This is a genomic window from Streptomyces sp. NRRL S-1022, assembly GCF_000720135.1.
GTDB lineage: Bacteria > Actinomycetota > Actinomycetes > Streptomycetales > Streptomycetaceae > Streptomyces.
This window is the reverse complement of sequence record NZ_JOIU01000165.1, coordinates 1-514: the sequence shown is the minus strand read 5'-3', so window position 1 is coordinate 514 and position 514 is coordinate 1. Positions and strand designations below refer to the sequence as shown.

General features: G+C 70.0%; 1 protein-coding gene. It reads left to right on the top strand.

Features of this window, described 5'->3' with window-relative positions; all coding sequences use genetic code 11:
- On the top strand, positions 1–514 hold a 514-nt coding region (locus IG05_RS43300; protein WP_037816019.1), incomplete at both ends, for an acyltransferase domain-containing protein.

Below are 514 nucleotides of genomic sequence, written 5' to 3'. Positions count from 1 at the left end.
GGCGCCGTATACCGACTGGTCGTTGGTGGAGGTGCTGGTCGGTGGTGGCTCGCTGGAGCGGGTGGATGTGGTGCAGCCGGCCCTGTTCGCGGTGATGGTGGCGCTGGCGGAGTTGTGGCGTGCTCATGGTGTGGTGCCTGATGCCGTTGTGGGGCATTCGCAGGGTGAGATCGCGGCGGCGGTGGTGGCGTTACGGAGCAGGGCGCTGGCGGTGCTGGCCGACCAGGGCGGGATGGTGTCGGTCGGCCTCGGGCATGAGCAGGCCGCCGAGTTCGTGGCCCGCTGGGACGGCCGGCTGACGGTGGCGGTGGTCAACTCGGCGGACAGCGTGGTGGTATCGGGCGATCTGGACGCGCTGGACGACTTGTTGACGACCTGTGAGGCCGACGGCATCCGCGCCCGCCGCCTGCCCGTCAACTACGCCGCCCACTCCGGCCAGGTCGAGGCGATCCGCGAGCAGTTGCTGACCGACTTGGCCGGCATCACACCGCGCCCGACGACGATCCCGTTCTAC